The sequence below is a fragment of the Advenella kashmirensis WT001 genome (assembly GCF_000219915.2).
Lineage (GTDB): Bacteria > Pseudomonadota > Gammaproteobacteria > Burkholderiales > Burkholderiaceae_B > Advenella > Advenella kashmirensis.
In genome coordinates this window covers 2115812-2134210 of the sequence record NC_017964.1, presented here as the reverse complement: position 1 = coordinate 2134210, position 18399 = coordinate 2115812, and the positions used below count along the sequence as shown (strand labels likewise).

Sequence of the window (18399 nt, the reverse complement as noted above, 5' to 3'; positions counted from 1 at the left end):
TTGTCCTGTTTTTGCGTCTCGGCTGTCATGTCTATAAGAACTTTAATTTACTGACTTGTGACAGGAACTTTTTTCATGGCTAATCTGACATCAGATTCCTATTTGTTTGATTCTTCGTTCGGTGCTCAGCGCCATATAAGCGCTGCAGTGCTTGGCACCTTGTCTGCGCTGGGCCTGGGCGCCACGCTGGCGGTTGCGCCAGCCTGGGCCGCCGAACCCAGTTCGGCGCAAACGCGTCATACCTATAATATTGCGCCCGGCGAATTGGGACCCGCACTGCTCAGTTATGCAGGGCAGGCCGGTGTTAATTTGAGTATCGACATGAATGCCACCCGCGGCTTGAAAACGCAGGGGCTCACTGGTCAGCACTCGGTGCAGAGCGGCTTTGATCGACTACTGGCCGGCACCGGCCTTCGCATAAGAAAGGTAGGAGATGGTAACTATACGCTGGACACCGCAACGGCACCGGTGGCTGCGGCGCCGTCCGTGTCTGCTGCGCAGCAAACAGCAGCACCGGTTACCCAACTGTCTGCCATTACCGTGACTGGACGTACACAAAGTGACTTGATGTCGCCCACCCGGCAGATTGCGGTTATTGACCGCGAGCAACTGGATATATTGCGTGCCGGATCCGACAGTGTGGCCACCGTTTTAAGTAAAGTGCTGCCAGGCATGGCCGACTCCAGTCATACGATTACCGACTACGGCCAAACCCTGCGCGGTCGCAATATGCTGATTCTGGTCGATGGCATTCCCCTGAATACCAATCGTGATTCTTCGCGCAACCTTGCCAATATCAACCCTGCTGATATTGAGCAAATTGAAGTGTTGCGTGGCAGTAGCGCGATCTACGGCAGTGGTGCGGCCGGTGGCATTGTGTCGATACGCACCAGAGGGTACGATGGCGAGCCTCGCGCCGAGACGACCGTTACGGCAACGACGCCATTGTCCCGGCTGGGCGCGGCAGGCCTGGGCGGCGGGATACAGCATTATTTTTCCGGCGGCAATGACAAAATTGATTATTCGCTAAGCCTGGGCGCCAGCCATACCGGTGGATCGTACGACGCACGCGGTACACGCCTGGCGCCGGAACCAAGCCAGGGTGATCTGTTTGATTCGAACATCTACAATATGTCTGGCAAAGTCGGTCTGCAAATTGATGAGAAGCAGCGTATACAGTTATCCCTGAGCCACTATGACGCTAAACAGGATACCGACTATGCATCCGACCCGAGCGTGGCGCGGCAGCCGCCTGGCACCACCGCCGCGCGCAGTATCCGCGGACTGGAGCTGGACGAGCAAAATCGGATCCGCAATACGCTGGCCAGTCTGGAGTATCAGAACCGCGATATTGCGGGAAGCACGCTGGCCGCGCAAATTTACTATCGCGACTTCTTCACACGCTTTGCCCCGTTTGATGCGCGCGGCGTATCAGTCAGGGGTGCCAATGTGGATCAGGTCACGCAAAAATCAAGCGTATTTGGCGGTCGATTGACGATCAAGACGCCCTTGACTTCCGATAAAAATACCCAGTTGACCTGGGGTCTGGATTTCAATGAAGAGCGCAGTGAAATGCCACTGGACGTATTTGATCCGTATGAATATGACAGAAGCGGCGGTTTGCATTTTCGCAAAATCGACTCATTAACCTACATGCCACCGATAACGACACGCAGTATTGGCGCGTTTGCCCAGCTGGAGCATCGTTTTAACGAACACTGGGCGGTGCAGGGCGGGGCCCGGTATGATCGCGCCAGTGTGCGTTTTGATGACTTTACGCCGCTGTCGCAATCGCGTGTGGCCAATCCGGGACGGGTTTCCGGCGGAACGGTTCACTATGGCGCCTGGAGTTACAACGCGGGTGTGGTTTATACACCGATCAAGGGCCAGGAATTTTATGCGTCCTTCAGCCAGGGTTTTGAGCTTCCCGATGTCGGCGTCCAGGTGCGTAATGCGACCCCAGCCTTCAATTTTGGCGCGTCAAACCTGGAACCCGTGAAAACAGATACCTTTGAACTGGGCTGGCGCGGGACATTTTCCAACGTCGCGGCCAATCTGACCGTATTTCATTCGAAATCGGATCTGGGTGCGCTGCAAAGCTTCAATAATGGGCTGACGCTGCTGCGCACCAAAGAACGCATTTATGGGATAGAAGGCGGGCTGGATTATTACAGTAATGATAATCAATGGGCGCTGGGTGGTACGTTTACGTGGATGAAGGGCGAAGAAAAACCGGAAGGTAAGGACAGTTACCAGAATATGACCGGATATCGCATACCGCCATTGAAACTAACCGGCTATGTGGAATACACACCTTCCGAGAAATGGAGTCACCGCATACAGGCGACGTATTTTGCATCGAAGGACTATCGACTGGATGAAAAAACCAGTTTCGGCCGCTGGGAAACCTCGGGTTACACGACGGTGGATCTGATCAGCCGATGGACAATTGATGATAAAAACAAAGTAACCTTTGGCGTCCAGAACGTGCTGAATCGCCATTACTACCCCTTGTATAGCCAACTGATGCGCAATAGCAACAACACCAGTCGCTTGCCGGCGGCCGGTGCTGTATTCAATGTCAGCTATACCCATCGCTGGTAGCCGGCGGGCATTCGTGCTACAGCCAACGGCCCGGCGCCTGGGCTGCAGACGCGAAAACCGTCGCTACCGTGATGCCGCCGGGTAGACCGGCGCAACGCTGGCACGCTGAAAGCTCATATCAGGTTTATCCTTCGTGTCAGCGTCACCACTCTGTTGTGTAGGCCCTCCATAAAGGACTTATCGCAAAGACTGTCGGGTTTTGCTTTATGTTTGCAGCCATAGCCGGATAAAATGCATGCATGTCGATCATCGCCGCAACCGTCGCGAAAAAATGCAAATCACACCGTTGAATCACGCACAGTTCATGGCGCTGGCGCTGGAGCAGGCCCACATGGCCTACGCACTGGGCGAGGTGCCGGTTGGTGCCGTTGCCGTCGATTCATCAGGGAATGTACTGGGAAAAGGGTACAATAGAACGATTACAGACCGCGATCCCACTGCGCATGCCGAAATCATTGCCTTGCGTCAGTGTGGCCGGGATCTGAACAATTACCGGCTTCCCGGCATTACCCTGTACGTTACGCTGGAACCATGCATTATGTGTATGGGCGCCATCACGCATGCCAGAGTAAGTAGGGTGGTATACGGTGCAGCAGACCCGAAAACCGGCGCCTGTGGCAGCGTTATCGCGGTACAGGACGACAAACAGATCAATCATCACACCGTCATTGTGTCGGGGGTGTTGAAAACAGAGTGCGGCCAGTTGCTTCGCCGCTTTTTTCAGGAACGCAGGAAATCGCCACCATGAACAATGCTTCTTCCCTTGGCAAAAAGGAAAGTATTAAAGAACAGTTGAATGACGCCCAGATTCTGTTCGACGAGGCCGATGATGTTGCGTATCAGCCGGCGCGCTACACGAATAAGCTGCAAGTCTATACCATGTCGCCGTCAGGCTATGTACAGGATCCCGACATCCTGAAGCGTGCCGTCAAGAACCTGAAAAGATCCAAAGTCAAAGTTACAGTAGACAAGGCAGCGCTGTCGCAGGATATGCGCTTTGGCGGCGACGACGAGAATCGGCTTGCTGCGATTGCCCGTGCTGCGAAACATTCCAGCGAGATTGTCATGCCCACACGCGGTGGCTACGGGCTAAGCCGCATACTGCATCGGATTGACTGGAAACTGCTGGAACGCAATCCAAAGCGGTATGTCGGGTTCAGTGACTTTACGGCCTTCAATTTGGCCTTGCTGGCAAAAACCGGCATGAGCAGCTATACCGGCCCCAATATGCTGGATTTTGGCAAGGAAACGGTAGATGAACTGACCTATGACATCTTTCTTGAGGTCATGCATGGTGAGCTGGAAATTCTCAGTTTCGAGTCCGAAGGCTCGGATGCGGTCGATACCCGCGGCACTTTATGGGGCGGCAATCTGGCTATGGTTGCTTCGCTGGTGGGTACGCCTTATCTTCCCAAAATCAAGAATGGCATTCTGTTCCTGGAGGATGTCGGCGAATACCCCTTCCGGGTGGAACGCATGCTAACCCAACTGTTGCACGCCGGCATATTGGCTCGGCAAAAGGCAATTGTGCTTGGGCATTTCACTGAGTATAAGCTCAGCGCCCAGGACAAAGGCTTTGATATGCCCGAGGTTGTGCGATGGCTGCGCGCCAATACCGGTTTGCCGGTTGTAGGCGGGCTGCCTTATGGCCATGGCGATGTACGTGTTACGCTGCCCATTGGCAAAAAGGTCGGCCTGGCTACCGAGGCCGATATGGCCTACTTGGTAATTGACGATCACCATCACGATCATCATTAACATTGATGATCTCCGGCACCGCCTTCGGCGGTGCGCGCAAGATACGAACAACGCGTTCTGCTGTTACGAACGCGTTTGGCTTTTTTTATAACCCCATTCAAGGCATCAAATACAGTCGTGATTTCTACCGCTAACTTAACCATTCAGTTTGGTCCCAAGCCTCTTTTCGAAAACGTCAGCGTCAAATTTGGCGGAGGCAATCGCTACGGCCTGATCGGTGCGAACGGATCGGGCAAGTCCACTTTCATGAAAATCATTGGTGGTGATCTGGAAGCCTCATCGGGCAATGTCTCGCTGGATCCCGGCGTGCGCTGGGCAAATTGCGCCAGGATCAGTTTGCCTTCGAAGACATGCGGGTGCTGGACGTAGTGATGATGGGCCATGAGGAAATGTGGCAGGCCATGCACGAGCGCGATGCCATTTATGCCAATCTGGAAGCGACCGATGACGATTATATGCGTGCGGCCGAGCTGGAGGCCAAGTTTGCCGAATATGATGGATATACGGCCGAAGCCCGTGCCGGTGAACTGCTGCTCGGCCTGGATATTCCGGTAGAGCAGCACAGCCAGCCGATGCGCGAGATTGCGCCAGGCTGGAAGTTGCGTGTGTTGCTGGCGCAGGCGCTGTTTTCCAATCCTGATGTCTTGCTGCTGGATGAGCCCACCAATAACCTGGACATCAATACCATTCGCTGGCTCGAAGGCGTGCTTAACGGCTATCAGAGCACCATGATTATTATCAGCCACGACCGGCATTTCCTGAATCAGGTGTGCACTCATATGGCGGATCTGGATTATGGTGAGATTCGCCTGTATCCCGGAAACTATGATGAGTATATGCTGGCCTCGACACAGGCGCGTCAACGGCTGGTGTCGGACAACGCCAAGGCCAAGGAACGGGTTGTCGAGCTGCAGGATTTTGTGCGCCGATTTTCGGCCAACAAGTCCAAATCCCGTCAGGCAACCTCGCGTCTGAAACAGATTGATCGCATCAAAGCTGAAACGGTTGAGGTCAAGCCCTCGTCACGCCAGAACCCGTATATTCGCTTTGAACAGACCAAACCTTTGCACCGCCTGGCAGTCACCCTGGACAAAGTCAGCAAGGCATATGACAAGCCGGTGATTAGCAATTTCTCCGCGATGATAGAGGCCGGACAGAAAATTGCCATTATTGGTGCCAACGGCGTAGGTAAAACGACACTGCTACGCCTCTTCGCTCAGGATTTGGAGCCGGACAGCGGTTCGGTCAAATGGTCTGAAAATGCCGATATCGGCTATATGCCCCAGGACGTATCCGAGGACTTCAAAAAACATGTCAATGTCTTTGACTGGATGGGCGAGCACCGTAAACCGGGCGACGAAGACCAGGCGATCCGTTCAGTACTGGGGCGGCTGCTGTTTTCTGCCGACGACATCGTTAAAGATGTTCCGGTGTTATCTGGCGGAGAAAAGAATCGCATGACATTTGGACGGCTGATGCTGGGACGCCATAATGTCCTGCTGATGGATGAACCGACCAACCACCTGGATATGGAATCGATCGAGTCACTGCAGTTTGCACTGGAAAAATATGCCGGCACACTGGTTTTTGTATCACATGACCGGGAATTTGTTTCCGGTCTGGCCACGCGAATCATCGAGATCATGCCTGATGGAACATTGAACGACTATCAGGGTGGATACGATGATTACCTCAATTCGCGTGGTATCGAGCAGTAGGAGATCCACAAGTCGATGGCCGAATTATTGTCGACACTGACGGCCGCGTGCAGTTTTGAAGAAGAAATAAAAAAGAGCCGCTTCATTGCGCACGCTGCTCCCGCTGCCAACGCAGCGGCGGCGCTGGCTTTTTTTTCCGAGGTTGGCGATCCGACAGCAACGCACAATTGCTGGGCTTACAAAACGGCTGAAGGTTATCGCTTTAATGATGATGGCGAGCCTGGCGGCACGGCCGGCAGGCCGATTCTGCAAGCCATCGAGGGCAAGGGGCTAACCGATGTCGCTGTATTGGTCATCCGTTACTTCGGGGGCACCAAGCTGGGCACGGGCGGACTGGTCAGGGCGTATGGTGGTTGCGCGGCCAAGTGCCTGGATGCAGCGCCAAAGAAGGTTATCGTACCGTCTGCGACCGTCTATTGCACATGTAATTATTCTGATGTAGAGAGAGTCAGGGTCCGCCTGACGCAGGCGGGCGCTGTTATTTCAAATGAAAATTTCGGAGCCCAGGGTGTTACCTGGACGCTGGTAATTCCGATGAGCGACCTGGGCCTGGTGCAGGAAATCTATACCGATCAGACAAAAGGAAAGGGACAGTGGACTGTCCCTTGATTCGGTGATGGTTCTGGTATGCCGATGTATGTGCTGACTGGTGTCCGCTGGCCTGGTACAGGCCGGCGTTGCTGCGCTATCGGTCGGGTCAGCGCCTGCTGACTGGCCAGGCACCCTTGCAGCAGGCTCGGGACACAGCATTCTTGCCGAACCAGACCGGCAACGTTGGCCGTCGCCTTCAATCCCGATGGGAGGTTTGATTCGGCTCTCAGATATACAATCGGCCAGCCACCTGATGTTACGCGTTTTCTTCAGCAGCCTTGGCTTCGGCCGTAGCAATTTCCTGATGAACTTTTTCCATATCAACGGCCTGGACTTTCTCAAGTAATTCGTCCAGTTGACCGGGGCTCAGGGCGCCGGCCTGTGAAAACAGCATCACACGTTCACGAAATACCATTAATGTCGGGATGGAACGGATGCCCAGGGCACCGGCCAGCTCCTGTTGATCTTCGGTATTCACTTTGGCAAATTCAATATCCGGATGGGCCTGCGCCGCTTTCTCGAATGTTGGGGCAAACTGGCGGCAGGGACCACACCAAGGCGCCCAGAAGTCAATAATCAATGTATTGTCTTCTTTGATGGCTTGCTGGAAGGTGTCTTTGGTCAGTTCGGTAATGGGCATAATTCTTTCTCCAGTTTGAGTTGCAGTCCGATGTACTTCAATGAATATAGGGGCGGCAACCATGAATTACTAGTTGAATATTTTTATTGCTTTCATTATGAATGCCTATCAAGTACAAGTGTAATTCAATTGTTAACGATATAAACCTGAACGTAAAATAAAACCGCAAGCGATTGGCTTGCGGCTTTGAGGGATGAGTGCGTTTTTTGCATCCGCGTGCAATGTCACAACGAAACTTGCGGCGCCCGTGCTGTCAGGCGCCCACTGGCAATGGCGATGTGACTATTCCAGTGCGAAGCGCAATACAAACAGCAAGGCAATGATCAGTGTCGCAATGTGAATGTCCCGGAAACGACCAGTGAAAGCCTTGATAACGACATAACTGATAAAACCGAACGCAATCCCTTCCGCAATGGAGTACGTAAACGGCATGATAATTGCCGTGAGGGCGGCTGGAATGGCATTGGTAATATCGTTCCACTCCACTTCAACCAGTTCGCGCACCATCAGGCCGGCCACGTAGAGCAGGGCAGGGGCAGTGGCGTAAGCAGGCACGACGCTGGCCAGCGGCGCAAAAAACAGACACAGCAAAAACAGCACGCCCACGATCAGCGCAGTCATGCCGGTGCGCCCGCCTGCCTGCACGCCTGCTGCGCTTTCGACAAACGCAGTGGTGCTGCTGGTGCCCAATGCAGAGCCGGCCAGGATGGCGGTGCTGTCGGCGAACAGGGCGCGTCCAAGGCGGTTGGGTTTGCCCTCAGGCAGCAGGTTGGCGCGGCGCGCAACCCCAATCAGTGTTCCGGTCGCATCAAAGATCTCGACCAGGACGAATACCAGAATAATATGCAGGAAACCCTGGTTCAACACACCTGCAATATCCAGTTGCATAAAAGTGGGGGCAATGCTGGGCGGTGTTGAAACGATGCTGGTGATGGGTGCGCTATAGCCGAGCAGCGCGGACAAAACCGTGACTGCCAGAATACCGATCAGAATGGCCCCTTTGACGCGCAGACTGTCCAGGCACACGATAATAAAAAAGCCCAGGATAGCCAGCAGCACGGTGGGCGATTTGAGATCACCTTGCGCAACCAACGTCGCGTCGTTCCCGACGACAATCCCGGCCGATTTGAGCGCAATCAGCGCCAGAAAAAGACCGATACCGGCGACGATGGCCGAGCGTAACGACTTGGGTATCCCTTCGATCAGCCATTTGCGTATACCGGTAGCTGACAGAATCAGAAAGATGACGCCTGAAACAAAAACGGCGCCCAGCGCCTGTTGCCATGAATAGCCCATTGCGCCCACTACGCCGAACGCAAAGAAGGCGTTCAAGCCCATGCCCGGGGCCATGCCGATGGGCCAATTGGCCAGGAAGGCCATGATAAGGCAGCCCAGTGCTGCGGCCAGGCAGGTTGCAACGAAAACAGCGCCTTTGTCCATGCCCGTGGTGCCCAGAATCTCGGGGTTCACGAATATGATGTAAGACATCGTCAGAAAGGTCGTCAGACCGGCAAGAACTTCCGTGCGGGCATTCGTGCCATGTTCCCTGAGCTTGAACAGTGATTCCAGCATGAACATAACTCCTAATAAACAGATACATGTGTACAATTGCAACTGTAGCGTATTCTTTACAGTTAATGACGAGCGTGTATCGTGCCATATCGGCAAATAATCCGATATCGTCTTTAATCTGCAACATTCTTTCCTGCGACTAACGTAATGTAATCACACCGACGGCGGTTCAGCCTCGCGTCAGCACCGGCGCGAGCAGGCACGAATCAGCGCCGTCGAACAGGCAATTTATGATCATTCTCGGCATTGAAAGCTCCTGTGACGAGACCGGCGTCGCGCTGGTCAGTACCGAATCGGGTCTGCTGGCGCACGCGCTGCACAGCCAGATCGCCATGCATCAGGCTTATGGCGGCGTGGTACCCGAACTGGCCTCGCGCGATCACATCCGGCGTGTCTTGCCGCTCACTCGCGAAGTGCTGCGCCATGCAGAGCTGACCCTCAAAGACATCGATGCCGTGGCCTACACTGCCGGACCCGGCCTGGCCGGTGCGCTGCTGGTGGGCGCCTCGGTTGCCCGATCGCTGGCATGGAGTCTGAATATACCTACCATCCCGATCCATCATCTGGAGGGGCATTTGCTCTCACCGATGCTGGCGCAGACCGTCCCCGATTTTCCGTATGTGGCGCTGCTGGTATCCGGCGGACATACCCAACTGATGCATGTAAAGGCCATTGGTCAATACGAGTTGCTAGGAGAAACCCTGGATGATGCGGCAGGCGAAGCCTTTGATAAATCTGCCAAGCTGATGGGCTTGCCGTATCCGGGTGGACCGGCGCTGGCCGCGCTTGCCGACAAAGGCAATCCGAAGGCCTACGATCTGCCCCGACCGATGATGCATAGCGGCGACCTGGATTTCAGTTTTTCCGGCCTCAAGACTGCAGTCCTGACTACGCTTCGCAAGCTCGAACAACAGGGGCCGCTCAATGACCAGCAGCGGCAGGATCTGGCCGCTTCGGTACAGGCCGCGATTGTGGAAGTACTCGGATTTAAGGCAATCAAGGCCGTCAAGGCCAGCGGCAGCAACCGCCTGGTGGTGGCCGGAGGCGTGGGCGCAAACCGACAATTGCGCGACTATCTGACGCGCCAGATGCAAAAGCAAAAAGGCGAGGTGTTTTTCCCGCCGCTGGCGCTATGCACCGATAATGGCGCGATGATTGCCCATGCTGCAGCAGAACGGGTCAAGGCCGGTCTGGTCGATAAAATGCGTCGTCCGGACAGTGCCGCCGTTCACCCCCGCTGGGATTTGGCCGATATCAGTGTCTGAGCGGGCTGATCAGTTTTTCTTCTTCTGGCCGATTCGCGATTCAGTGCCCGCCAGCAAATTGGAAATATTTTTCTTGTGCTTGACGATCAGCACCAGCGCCAGAAAGCAAATGGCCAGAAACCAGGGCATGGAAAACGGCCATGCCGCCATGCCGCCAACGAAATAATAAAACGGCGCAAATACCGCGGCGACCAGCGCGGCCAGGGATGAGTAGCGAAAGAAAACGGCAATAATAAGCCAGGTCGCAATGGTAGCCACCGCCAGCCACGGTTGCAGGGCGAACAGCACGCCCACTGCCGTAGCGACGCCTTTGCCGCCCTTGAAATTGAGAAAAAACGAATAGATGTGGCCAAGAAAGACGGCGACAGCTACCAAGGCAATGGTGGTGTCCGTAAAGCCGGCCACGGGGGCAAGATAAATTGCCAGCGCTACCGCCAGCCAGCCCTTGAAGGCGTCTCCCAGCAGGGTGAAGAGGGCAGCCTTGCGATTGCCTGTGCGCAGAATATTGGTGGCGCCGGGATTGCCGGAACCGAAGCTGCGGGGATCCTCCAGGCCGAACAGGCGGCTGGCCACCATGGCAAAGGAAACTGAACCTATCAGGTAGGCGGCAAGCAGGGCTAGAATGGTCCAGAGCAGGTTGTTCATCGTCGTCGTCGTCATTATCGGAAGACCCGATTATATACGTTCCCTTTCGTATTGCCGAACAGGATATCGCGTCCCGCGTATCGGTTGATCCATGTACAATACAGGGGGAATAATGTCTGGTTGCGATCTGAATGAAACGAATATTGGTGTCGAACGACGATGGTTACAATGCCGAGGGTGTGCAGGCGCTGGCCGCTGCGCTACGCGATATTGCCCAGGTGACGGTTGTTGCGCCCGAGGTCAATCACAGCGGAGCCTCCAATTCGCTGACGTTGAACAGGCCACTGTCGGTGCGACGCACTCCATCGGGCGATTATTACCTGAATGGCACCCCATCAGACTGTGTGCACGTGGCACTAACGGGCCTGCTTGATTATCGGCCGGACCTGGTTGTTTCGGGCATCAATAACGGCGCCAATCTGGGTGAAGACACCTTGTATTCGGGCACCGTGGCGGCTGCGACAGAAGGTTTTTTATTCGGTATCCCGTCCATCGCTTTTTCCCTGACGGAAAAGAACTGGCCGGAACTGGAAGCGGCTACGAAAATTGCCGTGCAAATCGTGCAGCATCAATTGGCCAATCCGTTTCCTGCTCCTGTTCTGCTCAGTGTCAATATTCCACCATTACCGGAACATCATTGGAGCTCACTGCGCGTCACGCGACTGGGCCGACGCCATCCGTCGCAGCCGGTTATCAAAAGCACCAATCCGGCAGGTGAGCCTATTTACTGGATCGGTATGGTGGGCGAGGTTGCCGACTTTGCCGAAGACACAGATTTTGGGGCAACCAGTCAGGGGCTGATCTCCATGACGCCGCTGCAACTGGATCTGACACACTACAAGCAATTGAACCAGGCACGCAGCTGGGTGGAGTTGAGCAATGCGTAAACCTCCCTTCGGCACCGGTCCGCATTTCGGAAATGTAAATGATGTTAACGAAAGCCGGACACGCCTTTCTTTTCCATCCAACAAAATTAAAATTACGCCAACCAATAGCAATACCCGTATTATTGTTGCTGCAAATGCAGCACGTCCGGCATCGTCCGTGCCTGCCGCCGAGGGGCGAACCAGCCAGAATATCGGCTTGAATTCCGAAAGGCTGCGCGCGCTCATGGTTCAGCGGCTGCGGCAAAAAGGGATTACAGACGAGCGGGTGCTGGAAGCCATGCGCTCCGTGCCCAGACATGTATTTATTGACCAGGGGCTGGCCAGCAGGGCATACGATGACGCGGCGCTGCCCATCGGTTTTTCCCAAACCATCTCGCAGCCATGGGTCATTTCACGTATGCTTTCAGCTGTCGCGGAAAACCGCAAGCCGCAGAAAATGCTGGAAATCGGTACCGGTTGTGGCTACCAGGCTGCCGTGATGGCGGCAATGTGCCACGAAGTGTATACAATTGAACGAATTAAGCCGCTGTATGAAATGGCCAGAGGTACGCTGCGCGAGCTCAAACTGGTGTCCCGCATACGTCTGGTTCATGGTGATGGCATGTTGGGTATGCCATCGGTTGCCCCGTTTGATGCCATTGTCATCGCCGCGGCCGGACTGCAGATTCCGACCGCATTGCTGCACCAGCTGGACATAGGTGCCCGCCTGATTGCGCCCGAAGGTTCGGACCAGCAGAAACTGGTGCTGATCGAAAGAACCGGCGTAAACAGCTGGGATCGTAAGGAACTTGAACCTGTACGCTTTGTTCCATTGCGTGCAGGCATACAATTGTGACAGGAGAAAATACCCGTTTTGCGTACGTGTTACGCATCCATTGAACAGGTAGGTAAAACATATGCAGATTCACTCAATGAAAAGAAAATTCCCCGTTTTAATTGGATCCCTGGTATTGGCGGCGACGCTGGCCGGCTGCGGAACCTCTTCACGTGCACCGGTCTCCGAACTTGGTTCCGGCCGTTCAGCCGGCGGCCTGCGGGCCCGGGTGAATATATCGTGCAGCGCGGCGATACGCTTTATAAAATCTCCCGCGCCAATAACGTCAGCGTTTCCCAACTGATGTCTATGAACAAACTTTCTTCTCCTGCACTTGAAGTAGGCCAGCGGCTGCGTGTATCAACAAGCGCATCCTCCAGTTCGGCCGGTACCGACTCTGTCGTCGCAGGCAGCGCAACCCCAACCGCCGCAGGTAGCGCCTCAGCGACGCCGGCCAGCGACGCCACCGCCGTATCCTGGGGCTGGCCCGTAGCTACCAGCAAGATCATTACCCAGTTCTCCGCGAGCACACGTGTATTGATATCGAAGGCAAGCTGGGGGATCCGGTTTCCGCCGCAGCATCCGGCTCAGTCTCTTACGTAGGTAATGGCTTGCGCGGACTGGGCAACCTGATTCTTATCTCCCACAGCAATGGCTTTATCTCGGCCTATGCCCACAACAGCAAACTGCTGGTCAAGAATGGACAGAAAGTATCCAAGGGTCAGAAAATAGCTGAAGTTGGTCAATCGGATACCTCTTCGCCACGCCTGCACTTTGAGATTCGCCGTCGTGGGCAGCCGGTCAATCCATTGTCTTACCTGCCACGCCGCTAAGTGGCAAAACCTGTCTGAACCTATCGCGCGCCATGACTCCAACGCTTGTTTTCGATCTTGAAACCATCCCAGACGCCAGGGGCCTGCGCGCGTTGAATGACTGGGATGACTCGCTCTCGGATGCCGAAGTGGTCGAGCGGGCCAGGCGCTTCGCGTTGAACAGACTGGCAATGATTTCTTTCCCTTGCATTTGCAGAAAATCGCCGTCATCGGTTGTGTATTTCGTGACGATAACGGCTTTCGAGTACGCACGCTGGGTGAGCCGGACGATGACGAGGCCGTGCTCATCGCCGGCTTTTTCAAGACCATCGAACGCTATACGCCCAGGCTGGTGAGCTGGAACGGGTCGGGCTTTGACTTGCCGGTGCTGCATTACCGCTGCCTGATACACGGGCTGTCTGCGCCACGGTACTGGGACATGGGTGAAGATGATCGCGAATTCAAATATAACAACTACATCAGCCGTTATCACACTCGTCATATTGACCTGATGGATCTGCTTGCCAAGTTCAATGGCCGCGCCAATGCGCCGCTGGACCAACTGGCCAAGCTTTGTGGCTTTCCCGGAAAGCTGGGTATGGACGGCAGCCAGGTCTGGGATGCCTGGCGCGACGGCAAAGCCGATGAAGTACGTGCTTATTGCGAGACTGATGTAGTCAATACATGGCTGGTCTACTGCCGTTTTCGCCTGATGAAGGGCGAGCTGGACAAGACCGCTTATGAAGAAGAAGTTGCCCTGGTGCACAGCAGCCTGGCTGCCCTGAACAAACCACAATGGCAGGAATACCTGGCTGCCTGGGACTATCGCTAGCGCGTTATGGCTTCCTGCCTGTATGACGGCACGACGGGGCGTGAAAGCGCCAGGCCGTCGCCAGGAAATGCATTGAAAGATCTGCGCCGCTATTGAAACACACTTGTAATTGCTTGTGACTCAGAATACAAACGTCACTGACTGGCTTATGACGTCACCGACAGACTAAACAAGGAGTATAAAATGGCTGTTCAATTTTCAGGTTCTTTCCTCGTAAAATCCCTTCTGGCCAGTGCGCTGTCTGCAGCAGTTGCCACCACTGCATTTGCACAGGCGGTAAAGGCCGACACCGAATCCAACCCTATCAGCCCTTCCGTGCAAAGTGAAAAGGCCACGATGGAATACCATCGTATTGGTGAGGCCAAGCCGCATCACGGCGTCAGACAGCACCATAAAGGCGATGGCCACAAACATGGCTATCATCGCAAGGGCAAGATGCGTCATGGGGCAATTGTGATCCCGGGTCTGGGCGCAGGCAGTCAGAAACTGGTTGATGACCTGAAACTGACCGACGAACAGAAAACCACGCTCAAATCGATCAAAGACGAACATAAAGCCGCGCGCGAACCTAATCGCGAGGCATTTCGCAAATACCAGGAAGAGCGTCGCAAGCAACTGGATTCCGGCAATGTAGATCCGAAAGCGCTACTCGAAGCACAGAAAGAGATGCATGAGGGCTTTGAGAAAAAAATGGCAGATGATCAAGCTAAATGGCTTGGCCTGTGGGATACATTCAGTGCCGAACAGAAAGCAACTGTCGTAAAATACTTTAAGGAACGTTCTGCCAAATGGGAAGAGCATCGCAAGAAATATCAACAGGAACGCGCAAAGATGACCGACGCGCAAAAACCTGAGGCGGATGCCGCCGCCAGTGATAGCAAACCGGCACCAGCAGCACCAAAACAGTAAGCGTTGTACCTGCCCGACCTGTCTTTCCGGGAAGTGAGGCAGAGCAGGGTAGCGAAACGTCACTGTTGTGGGCCCGTCAGCATGCGCTGGCGGGCTTTTTTGTGGCCAGCCGGCAAGATGCGCAGCGGGCGCGGCGGATGGCGTTGTCTGTGGGCAGAACTTGCTTGTGGCTGTTGTGTGTCCCAGAGTTCATATAAAGCGCTCCAGGCAGTGGTTTTGCCGACAATTGTTTTGCAATGTTGCCTTTTCCCGCCAACTTGGCTGGCAGGCTCATTAAAATAACGCCTTCAGAATATAGAGGTCAGCCATGCAGGAAACATTTACCATCGAATCCCTTGATCTGGAAGCGCGCGGCATCGCCCGGCGCGAGGGCAAGGCCATTTTCGTTGAAGGCGCTCTGCCTGCAGAAAAGGTAAAGGCTGACATTGTTCGCCGCAAACCTTCATACGAAATTGCCCGTATGACATCGATCATCAAGGAATCGAGCCAGCGGGTCACTCCGCGCTGTCCGAGTTTCGGCACTTGTGGCGGCTGCATCATGCAGCATCTGGATATCACCGCACAGGTGGCGATCAAGCAGCGGGCGCTGGAAGACGGTTTCAGGCATATTGCCAAAATGACGATACCCAGGGTCTTGCCGCCATTGCAGGGGCCTGCCTGGGGCTATCGTTATCGCGCACGACTGTCTGTACGCAAGGTGATCAAGAAAGGCAAAGTGCTGGTCGGATTTCACGAACGCAAAAGCCGGTATGTGACAGACATGACTGAATGCCATGTGTTGCCGCCTTACGTGTCAGACATGCTGGTCCCGTTGCGCGAACTCATTGGCAGCCTAAGCATTGACGAAAAGATCCCGCAGATCGAAGTAGCCGTCGGCGAAGCCACGACCGCGCTGCTGCTGCGTCACCTGGAGCCGTTGGCCTTGGCCGATATCGAAAAGCTGGACGCCTTCTCGACACGTCACAATGTCGTGTGGTGGCTGCAATCGAAGGGACCCGACACCGTCAGGCCGTTGCATGAGGAACAGGCCGATTCGCTGTATTACCTCTTGCCGCAGTTCGGGCTGAAAATGCCCTACAAGCCAACGGATTTTACCCAGGTCAATTACTTCATCAACCGCTCCCTGATTGCCAAGGCGCTCAATCTGCTGGATGTTCAGGCTGATGAGCGGGTAGCAGACCTGTTCTGTGGCCTGGGCAACTTTACCTTGCCCCTGGCTACCGTAGCACGCGAGGTGGTTGGCATCGAAGGCAGTAGCATACTTACAGACCGTGCCCTGCTGGCGGCCAGCCAGCACAATTTGCAGGAGAAAACCCGCTTTGCTACTTTGAATTTGTTTGAGGTCGATGTGGCCTGGCTGCGCAACCTGGGCCACTTTGATCGCATGCTGATCGATCCGCCCAGAGAGGGCGCACAGGCCGTAGCGCTTGCACTGGCGCAACTTGAACCGCAGGAGCGTCCGACCAGAATCGTTTACGTGTCCTGTAATCCGGCAACCCTGGCACGGGATGCAGGCATTCTGGTGCACGAAGGCGGCTACACATTAAGTGCAGCAGGTGTGGTCAATATGTTTCCCCATACCGGACATGTCGAATCCATTGCTGTATTCGAAAGCGGCTCGAACGACGTTGCAATGGCCGGTGCTGCGACTGCGTAATTAAATAGCAGCGTCTGGTCGTGCGCAAGGTCGCGCCGGACAATCCACAGCCGGCAGGCCTGCTCAAACAGGCCTGGCCGATGTCCAGCCTATGGAGCAGGTCAGGGGGGAAGGACGCTGAGGCAAGTGAGCGAGATGCAGCTCAATGAATGCCTTATCACCGTAAGAAGAGTGTTGCTACAAATTTGATCCGCCTGCCGGCAGGCGCGAGTCAATCAAAAAGACGGCGCCAGGTCAAAAACAGGAGCGCCGTCTTTTTTTGATTAGAATCTAATGCAGATCAGGCCAATTCGGCCAGCACGCGCTCGGCTTCTGCCTTGACCCGTGCTGGTGCGGTGCCGCCGATATGGGCACGTGACGAGACCGAGCCTTCCAGGGTAAGTACGCTAAAGACATCGCTGTCAATCGAAGGATTAAACTTGCGCATTTCTTCCAGCGTCAGATCGGCCAGATCACACTGTTGCTCTTCGCAATGGCGCACGGCCAGCGCAACGGTTTCATGTGCGTCGCGAAAGGGCAATCCTTTCTTGACCAGATAGTCGGCCAGGTCGGTGGCGGTGGAAAACCCCATCAGGGCAGCATCGCGCATAGCCTGTTTCCGCACCCGGATGCCCCCGATCATGTCGGCAAATATCGTCAAGGTGTCGCGCAAGGTATCGGCCGAATCGAACAGCCCTTCTTTGTCTTCCTGGTTGTCCTTGTTATAGGCCAGGGGCTGACCTTTCATCAGCGTGAGCAAGCCAATCAGATTGCCGTTGACCCTGCCGGTTTTGCCTCGGGCCAGTTCCGGTACGTCGGGGTTTTTCTTTTGCGGCATGATGGAACTGCCGGTGCAGAAACGGTCCGCCAGATCAATAAAGCCGATGCGCGGGCTCATCCACAGGATTAGTTCTTCCGACAGCCTGGAAATATGGGTCATAACCAGCGAAACAGCGGCGCAGAATTCGATGGCGAAATCGCGATCGGATACGGCATCCAGCGAGTTGCGGCAAACGCTGTCAAAGCCCAGCAGCGTGGCAACCTGTTCACGATCAATGGGATAGGAGGTGCCAGCCAGCGCGGCCGCGCCTAATGGCAGGCGGTTGCAACGCTTGCGACAATCAGCAAGGCGCTCTGCATCCCTGGCAAACATTTCGGCATAGGCCAGCAGGTGATGACCGAAAGTCACTGGCTGGGCCACCTGCAGATGCGTAAAGCCCGGCATGATCGTGTCATGATGTTCCAGCGCCACCTGTGCCAGGCGCGACGCAATGAGGTGATCAGCTCCAGCGATATGTCAATTTCCGAACGCAGCCACAAGCGGATGTCCGTGGCGACCTGGTCATTGCGCGAGCGGCCGGTGTGCAGGCGTTTGCCGGCGTCGCCGATGAGCTCAACCAGACGTTTCTCTATATTAAGATGCACGTCTTCCAGGTCCAGCAACCAGGTAAACGTACCCGCGTCGATTTCCTGAAGAATCTGTTGCATGCCCTTGTCAATGGCGGCCAGATCGTCAGTGGAAATGACGCCTGTTGCGGCCAGCATGGTCGCGTGGGCCAGCGACCCCTGAATGTCAAAACGGGCCAGTCGCTTGTCAAAATCGACCGAGGCGGTGTAGCGCTTGACCAGTTCGGAGACGGGTTCAGAGAAACGGGCCGACCAGGCCTGGGCTTTTTTGTCGAATTGATTGGTTGGGTTGGGGCTGTCTGTCATAGT

Annotated in this window: 14 protein-coding genes and 3 pseudogenes; 12 read left to right on the top strand and 5 right to left on the bottom strand. The window is 55.0% G+C overall.

Translation table 11 applies throughout. From position 1 onward, the window contains the following. Positions 1–75: 75 nt before the first annotated feature. The 5 genes and pseudogenes from TKWG_RS09965 (at position 76) to TKWG_RS09945 (ending at position 6689) form a co-directional block, all read left to right on the top strand. Positions 76–2604: a TonB-dependent siderophore receptor gene (locus TKWG_RS09965; protein ID WP_014750715.1), complete on the top strand. Its 2529-nt coding sequence runs from the start codon at positions 76–78 to the stop codon at positions 2602–2604. Between the two features lie 271 nt (positions 2605–2875). Next, positions 2876–3352, top strand: a complete 477-nt coding sequence (gene tadA, locus TKWG_RS09960; RefSeq protein WP_041710080.1) for a tRNA adenosine(34) deaminase TadA — start codon at positions 2876–2878, stop codon at positions 3350–3352. After that, positions 3349–4362, top strand: a complete 1014-nt coding sequence (locus tag TKWG_RS09955; protein WP_014750713.1) for an LD-carboxypeptidase — start codon at positions 3349–3351, stop codon at positions 4360–4362. Before tadA ends, TKWG_RS09955 begins: the two co-directional genes overlap by 4 nt. Before the next feature lie 117 nt (positions 4363–4479). After that, a pseudogene (locus TKWG_RS09950) lies at positions 4480–6080 on the top strand (ABC-F family ATPase). A gap of 15 nt (positions 6081–6095) precedes the next feature. After that, a complete protein-coding gene (locus TKWG_RS09945; protein WP_014750712.1) occupies positions 6096–6689 on the top strand; it encodes an IMPACT family protein in 594 nt (197 codons plus the stop codon). 238 nt (positions 6690–6927) lie between these two features. Here TKWG_RS09945 and trxA read toward each other — a convergent pair whose 3' ends face one another. Continuing rightward, positions 6928–7311, bottom strand: a complete 384-nt coding sequence (gene trxA / locus TKWG_RS09940) for a thioredoxin (protein ID WP_014750711.1) — start codon at positions 7309–7311, stop codon at positions 6928–6930. A gap of 282 nt (positions 7312–7593) precedes the next feature. Beyond that, on the bottom strand, positions 7594–8883 hold the full coding sequence (locus tag TKWG_RS09935; RefSeq protein ID WP_014750710.1) for an NCS2 family permease: 1290 nt from the start codon (positions 8881–8883) through the stop codon (positions 7594–7596). A gap of 230 nt (positions 8884–9113) precedes the next feature. On the opposite strand from TKWG_RS09935, the gene tsaD reads away from it, so the two are divergent. Beyond that, positions 9114–10148: a tRNA (adenosine(37)-N6)-threonylcarbamoyltransferase complex transferase subunit TsaD gene (gene tsaD, locus TKWG_RS09930; protein ID WP_014750709.1), complete on the top strand. Its 1035-nt coding sequence runs from the start codon at positions 9114–9116 to the stop codon at positions 10146–10148. 9 nt (positions 10149–10157) lie between these two features. Here tsaD and plsY read toward each other — a convergent pair whose 3' ends face one another. Continuing rightward, positions 10158–10793: a glycerol-3-phosphate 1-O-acyltransferase PlsY gene (gene plsY / locus TKWG_RS09925; protein WP_014750708.1), complete on the bottom strand. Its 636-nt coding sequence runs from the start codon at positions 10791–10793 to the stop codon at positions 10158–10160. Positions 10794–10924: 131 nt separating this feature from the next. Between plsY and surE the strand changes: the two genes are divergently transcribed. Together surE and TKWG_RS09915 are read left to right on the top strand one after the other, a co-directional pair. Continuing rightward, positions 10925–11680, top strand: coding sequence for a 5'/3'-nucleotidase SurE (gene surE, locus TKWG_RS09920; RefSeq protein ID WP_041709314.1), 756 nt, complete (start codon positions 10925–10927; stop codon positions 11678–11680). Continuing rightward, complete coding sequence (locus tag TKWG_RS09915; RefSeq protein WP_014750706.1) at positions 11673–12515, top strand: protein-L-isoaspartate(D-aspartate) O-methyltransferase; 843 nt, start codon at positions 11673–11675, stop codon at positions 12513–12515. The genes surE and TKWG_RS09915 overlap by 8 nt, the downstream gene beginning before the upstream one ends. A gap of 239 nt (positions 12516–12754) precedes the next feature. Here TKWG_RS09915 and TKWG_RS27040 read toward each other — a convergent pair whose 3' ends face one another. Next, positions 12755–13003: a hypothetical protein gene (locus tag TKWG_RS27040; protein ID WP_014750705.1), complete on the bottom strand. Its 249-nt coding sequence runs from the start codon at positions 13001–13003 to the stop codon at positions 12755–12757. On the opposite strand from TKWG_RS27040, the gene TKWG_RS24825 reads away from it, so the two are divergent. The 4 genes and pseudogenes from TKWG_RS24825 to rlmD all read left to right on the top strand — a co-directional run bounded on the left by TKWG_RS24825 (position 12968) and on the right by rlmD (position 16704). Further along, entirely contained in the window at positions 12968–13327 is a 360-nt protein-coding gene (locus TKWG_RS24825) for a M23 family metallopeptidase (RefSeq protein ID WP_407636919.1), read from the top strand. The genes TKWG_RS27040 and TKWG_RS24825 overlap by 36 nt on opposite strands. Before the next feature lie 32 nt (positions 13328–13359). Beyond that, positions 13360–14138, top strand: a pseudogene (locus TKWG_RS09905) (3'-5' exonuclease). 183 nt (positions 14139–14321) lie between these two features. Continuing rightward, entirely contained in the window at positions 14322–15047 is a 726-nt protein-coding gene (locus tag TKWG_RS09900; protein WP_014750702.1) for a Spy/CpxP family protein refolding chaperone, read from the top strand. A gap of 307 nt (positions 15048–15354) precedes the next feature. After that, positions 15355–16704 (top strand): 23S rRNA (uracil(1939)-C(5))-methyltransferase RlmD, encoded by a 1350-nt coding sequence (gene rlmD, locus TKWG_RS09890; RefSeq protein WP_014750700.1) that lies wholly within the window; start codon positions 15355–15357, stop codon positions 16702–16704. Positions 16705–16984: 280 nt separating this feature from the next. Here the strand turns inward: rlmD and argH are convergent. After that, positions 16985–18396, bottom strand: a pseudogene (argH, locus tag TKWG_RS09885) (argininosuccinate lyase). Positions 18397–18399 lie beyond the last annotated feature (3 nt).

Bases quoted from the DNA above. Each gene is read 5' to 3' on its own strand.
- TKWG_RS09915 (WP_014750706.1), top strand. From the start codon at position 11,673: ATGCGTAAACCTCCCTTCGGCACCGGTCCGCATTTCGGAAATGTAAAT.
- tadA (WP_041710080.1), top strand. From the start codon at position 2,876: ATGCAAATCACACCGTTGAATCACGCACAGTTCATGGCGCTGGCGCTG.
- rlmD (WP_014750700.1), top strand. From the start codon at position 15,355: ATGCAGGAAACATTTACCATCGAATCCCTTGATCTGGAAGCGCGCGGC.
- TKWG_RS27040 (WP_014750705.1), bottom strand. From the start codon at position 13,003: ATGATCTTGCTGGTAGCTACGGGCCAGCCCCAGGATACGGCGGTGGCG.
- TKWG_RS09945 (WP_014750712.1), top strand. From the start codon at position 6,096: ATGGCCGAATTATTGTCGACACTGACGGCCGCGTGCAGTTTTGAAGAA.
- TKWG_RS09955 (WP_014750713.1), top strand. From the start codon at position 3,349: ATGAACAATGCTTCTTCCCTTGGCAAAAAGGAAAGTATTAAAGAACAG.
- trxA (WP_014750711.1), bottom strand. From the start codon at position 7,311: ATGCCCATTACCGAACTGACCAAAGACACCTTCCAGCAAGCCATCAAA.
- surE (WP_041709314.1), top strand. From the start codon at position 10,925: ATGAAACGAATATTGGTGTCGAACGACGATGGTTACAATGCCGAGGGT.
- TKWG_RS09935 (WP_014750710.1), bottom strand. From the start codon at position 8,883: ATGCTGGAATCACTGTTCAAGCTCAGGGAACATGGCACGAATGCCCGC.
- tsaD (WP_014750709.1), top strand. From the start codon at position 9,114: ATGATCATTCTCGGCATTGAAAGCTCCTGTGACGAGACCGGCGTCGCG.
- TKWG_RS09900 (WP_014750702.1), top strand. From the start codon at position 14,322: ATGGCTGTTCAATTTTCAGGTTCTTTCCTCGTAAAATCCCTTCTGGCC.
- TKWG_RS09965 (WP_014750715.1), top strand. From the start codon at position 76: ATGGCTAATCTGACATCAGATTCCTATTTGTTTGATTCTTCGTTCGGT.
- plsY (WP_014750708.1), bottom strand. From the start codon at position 10,793: ATGAACAACCTGCTCTGGACCATTCTAGCCCTGCTTGCCGCCTACCTG.